Annotated in this window: 3 protein-coding genes; 2 read left to right on the top strand and 1 reads right to left on the bottom strand. The window is 70.3% G+C overall.

Annotated elements, in window-relative coordinates; genetic code table 11:
* Nucleotides 1-677 (bottom strand): serine hydrolase domain-containing protein (locus tag AB8Z36_RS30365; protein WP_369216597.1); only part of this gene is annotated, 677 nt, incomplete at its 3' end.
* Between the two features lie 611 nt (nt 678-1288).
* Here AB8Z36_RS30365 and AB8Z36_RS30360 point away from each other — a divergent pair.
* Both AB8Z36_RS30360 and cimA read left to right on the top strand, forming a co-directional pair.
* Entirely contained in the window at nt 1289-2026 is a 738-nt protein-coding gene (locus tag AB8Z36_RS30360) for a TetR/AcrR family transcriptional regulator (RefSeq protein WP_369216596.1), read from the top strand.
* Nucleotides 2027-2353: 327 nt separating this feature from the next.
* Nucleotides 2354-3985 carry a citramalate synthase gene (gene cimA, locus AB8Z36_RS30355; protein WP_369216595.1) on the top strand — a complete coding sequence of 544 codons (1632 nt, stop codon included), beginning with the start codon at nt 2354-2356 and terminating at the stop codon, nt 3983-3985.
* Nucleotides 3986-4459 lie beyond the last annotated feature (474 nt).

Below are 4459 nucleotides of genomic sequence, written 5' to 3'. Positions count from 1 at the left end.
CGGTGGGCGAGCGCCTCCTCGGGCAGCGTCATGGTGCCGCCGAGGCCGAGCGGGACAAGGAGCCGCTCCCTGAGCGCCTCGTCCCAGATCTGGCCGGTGAGTACCTCGATGACGCGGCCGAGCACGTTGTAGCCGAGGCTGCTGTAGGAGACGGCGGTGCCCGGGGGGCAGTCAAGGCCCACGTCCCTCGCGGCTTCCACGTAGCGGGCGAGGCAGTCGTCGCCGCGGCCCGAGTCGTAGGTGAAGTCGCAGGTGAGCCCGCTGGTGTGGGAGAGGAGCTGGCGGGTGGTGATGGTGCGGGTGGCCTCCTCGTCGGCGACGACGAAGTCGGGCAGCACATCCCGGACGGGGGCGTCCAGGTCGAGTTCGCCGGCGTCCACGAGCTGCATGATCAGGGTGGCGGTGTAGATCTTGGCGAGGGAGCCGAGCTGGAACACCGAGTCGGGGGTGGCGTCCACGCCGGTGCCGCGGTGCAGAACGCCGCTCGCGAGCTCGTGCACGTCTCCGTCGACGAGGACGGCGAGCGTGGCGCCCGGCACGTGGTGGGCGATGCGGAGCTGGTCGAGCCGTGCCTGCCAGTGACCCAAGTACAGCTTGTGGCCCTGGGAGTCCCTCGCCCCCCAGTCGCCCTTGGCCGCCCAGTTGCCCTGCGCGTCCCAGCTCAGGTCCTTCGGCATGACTACTCCCTCGGTAATGCGGATGGCGTTCTCATTACGCGAACACTGTACGCACGTGGGCGCAGCGTTCGCAATGGTGTGTGTTGTTTGCGCGGTTCACCGGGCGCGCCCCTGTCCCGGACCGGAACCGGACGCGCCACCCGCCCCGGCAGGGGTGGTCCGCTCCCGCCGGGGGCCGCTCCTGCCCTCGCGCGCGACCGATGAGAAGCGCGGGGGCGGAGGCTGTGATCTTGATCGTAAAGTGCGGCTCCGGGAAGCGGAAGGCGCTCAACCGCTCAACGGGAAGCCCCTGCACAGGGCGCGGACGGGAGCAGGCCGCGAACGAATGGAGGCCACGGCTGCGCAGGCAAGACCTTCGAAGAACGAACGGTTGTCCCCGCCGCGCGCATGGCGCAAAGTCGCGGTACCCGGCGCGGCGGGCGGCATGCGCGGACACCGGGCACGGCCCAGCAGAAGAGCGGGACCTCCTCCCGGCGCGGGGCGCCACCGTTGGCGTGATGATGCCCCCGCCCGGCGGGCGCGTGAAGCCGGAACCAACGCTGCGCACGTCGTACCCTATTGCGCACACTATGAGCTAGGGTGACGCGCGACGAGAAGAAGGGCGAGGACACATGCCGCAGGCCAACCAGCAGCCGATCCCCTCCGTATGGACCCGCCCGCGCCGCCAACGGGAGCCGCTGACCCGCGAACGCATCGTGGCAGAAGCCGTACAACTGCTGGACGCCGAAGGCATCGAAGCGCTCAGCATGCGCAGCCTCGGCAACCGGCTCAACGCCGGCGCCACATCGATCTACCGCCACGTCGCCAACCGCGACGAACTCATCGAACTCGTCGTCGACGAGGTCTACGGCGAACTGCACATCCCCGCCGCCGCGGACCAGTCGCAGTGGCGGACGGCCGCCGCGGAAGCAGCCAACAGCCTGCGCGCGATGGCACTGCGGCACCCCTGGGTCGCCTCCGTGCTCGGCCAGGTCGGCCTCTCCCACCTCGGCCCCAACGTGATGCAGATGTCGGACCAGATGCTCGCGATCTTCGAGACCGCCGGATTCCCCGCGCACGAGACCGACCGCGTCATGAGCACCGTCGTCGCCTACGTCATCGGCGTGGCCACCTCGGAGGCCGCCTACCTCTCGATGATCGCCCGCAGCGGCAGCACCGAACGCGAATGGGTGGACAGCCTGCGCCCGGCCCTCGAAGAAGCCACCCGCGACCACCCGCGCCTCGCCGAAGGCCACGCCGCCCAACGCGACAAGGACCCGGGCAAGGTCCGAGACGAAACGTTCGACTACGGCCTCCAGTGCACGCTGGACGGGCTGGAGGTACGCCTCGCCCGCAACGCGGCTGCCTGACCGAGACACGGGGGCCCGGGAGACCGCACGCTGCTTCCGCATGTCCGCCGCCCCACGCCCCGCGAGGAGGCCCGCGCCCAACGCCCCGTTGAACAAAACCTGTTGGCCGCTCCGCGCGAGTACCGTGTCGAACGCCCGCATCAGGGGCCGACACGAGGACGAGGAGGCCACCGTGGAAGTGTCAGGTCTTCCCCAAGCACCGACCGGCAGAAACACCTTCCGCACCCCGCCACCACACGACACCGCACCGCCGCGAACCAGCGGCGCGCCACCACACCACGGCATGCCGCGCACCACGCGGCAGGCCACGACCCGAGTCCGGCCGGCATGAACGCCCCGGCCGGCGCACCCAAGGACACCGCCACGCACCAGGCCGACGACGGATTCCACGTCTTCGACACCACCCTGCGCGACGGCGCGCAGCGCGAGGGCATCAACCTCACGGTCAGGGACAAGCTGGCCATCGCACGCCACCTGGACGACTTCGGTGTCGGATTCATCGAGGGCGGGTGGCCGGGCGCGAACCCCCGGGACACGGAGTTCTTCGCCCGGGCCCAGCAGGAGATCACCTTCCGGCACGCCCAGCTCGTCGCGTTCGGCGCGACCCGGCGCCCCGGCGGCACGGCGAGCCAGGACCCACAGGTCCAGGCGCTGCTGGCCTCCGGCGCCCCGGTGATCACGCTGGTCGCCAAGTCGCACGACCGGCATGTCGAACTGGCGCTGCGCACGACGCTTCAGGAGAACCTGGAGATGGTGCGCGACACCGTCTCCCACCTGCGTGAACAGGGCCGCCGCGTCTTCGTCGACTGCGAGCACTTCTTCGACGGCTACCGGGCCAACCCCGAGTACGCCACGTCCGTCGTACGGGCCGCCGCGGAGGCGGGGGCGGATGTCGCCGTGCTGTGCGACACCAACGGCGGGATGCTGCCCGGCCAGGTCCAGGAGATCGTGGCGGCCGTCCTGGCCGACACCGGCGCGCGGCTCGGCATCCACGCCCAGGACGACACCGGCTGCGCGATCGCCAACACCCTGGCGGCCGTGGACGCGGGCGCCACACATGTGCAGTGCACGGCGAACGGATACGGGGAGCGCGTGGGCAACGCCAACCTCTTCCCGGTCGCGGCAGCTCTGGAACTCAAGTACGACAGGCGGGTGCTGCCTGCGGGGGCACTGGCCAGGATGACCCGGATCTCGCACACCATCGCCGAGATCGTCAACCTCGCACCCTCCACGCACCAGCCCTATGTGGGTGTCTCGGCCTTCGCCCACAAGGCGGGCCTGCACGCTTCGGCGATCAAGGTCGACGCGGATCTCTACCAGCACATCGAGCCCACGCTGGTCGGCAATCACATGCGGATGCTGGTGTCCGACATGGCGGGGCGGGCGTCGATAGAGCTGAAGGCGAAGGAACTCGGGATCGACCTCGGCCCGGACCGGGACCTGGTCGGCCGGGTCGTCGCCCGAGTCAAGGAGCAGGAGCGGCTCGGCTACACCTACGAGGCGGCCGACGCGTCCTTCGAACTGCTGCTGCGGGAGGAGATGCCGCAGGGACTGCGGCGCCACTTCCGTATCGAGTCCTGGCGCATCATCGCCGAGGACCGCCCCGACGGCAGCCACGCGAACGAGGCGACCGTGAAGCTCTGGACCCAGGGCGAGCGGCTCGTCGCCACGGCAGAGGGCACCGGCCCCGTGAACGCCTTCGACCAGGCGCTGCGGGCCGCACTGGAGCGCATCTACCCAGAGCTCGCCAAGCTGGAGCTGGTGGACTACAAGGTCCGCAACCTCGAAGAGACCCACGGCACCACCTCAGCCGCGCGGGTCCTGATCTCGACCACCGACGCCACCGGCGTATGGTCCACCGTCGGAGTGGGCGACAACATCATCGCCGCCTCCTGCCAGGCCCTCGGGGACGCGTACACCTACGGACTGCTCCGCGCAGGCGTCACCCCGAACGAATAGCAGCAGCCCGGGCGCCCCACCGCCCGGACCGCCGAGCCCCCCTTCACAGCCAGGACAGAGAAAAGCCCCGGCTGGACGGGGGAGACCAGCCGGGGCGGACAAGCGTGACGGCGGAGGGCGGTCGCCTCTCGGCGGGGGGCTCCATGGGGCTTCAGCCGAACGATCTTCCCCATGGGCTATGGGTGAGGCCCGGGGACACTGTCCCCTCCGCGGTCACATACAGAAGAACGATGAGACGTACACGTATGTTCCGCCCCACTTCGGCGCACAGGAGTGAACTAGGACACACGGGACTCTTCGGTCGACATGTCGATGAACACCACAGCGCGCACCAGCAAGCCAGACCGACCGGCGCTGGACGGACTGCGCACGGTCGGCCAGCGCCCCACTCCGCCCCCGTAACCCCCCCCCCCCCCCCCGGCTATGGGTGAGGCCCGGGGACACTGTCCCCTCCGCGGTCACATACAGAAGAAC

The organism is Streptomyces flavofungini, from assembly GCF_041028215.1.
Classification (GTDB): domain Bacteria; phylum Actinomycetota; class Actinomycetes; order Streptomycetales; family Streptomycetaceae; genus Streptomyces; species Streptomyces flavofungini_B.
This window is presented reverse-complemented; position numbering and strand designations above follow the sequence as displayed.

What these genes read in the sequence shown, in the direction of transcription:
- AB8Z36_RS30360 (WP_369216596.1), top strand. Translation starts at nt 1,289, where the DNA reads ATGCCGCAGGCCAACCAGCAGCCGATCCCCTCCGTATGGACCCGCCCG.
- cimA (WP_369216595.1), top strand. Translation starts at nt 2,354, where the DNA reads ATGAACGCCCCGGCCGGCGCACCCAAGGACACCGCCACGCACCAGGCC.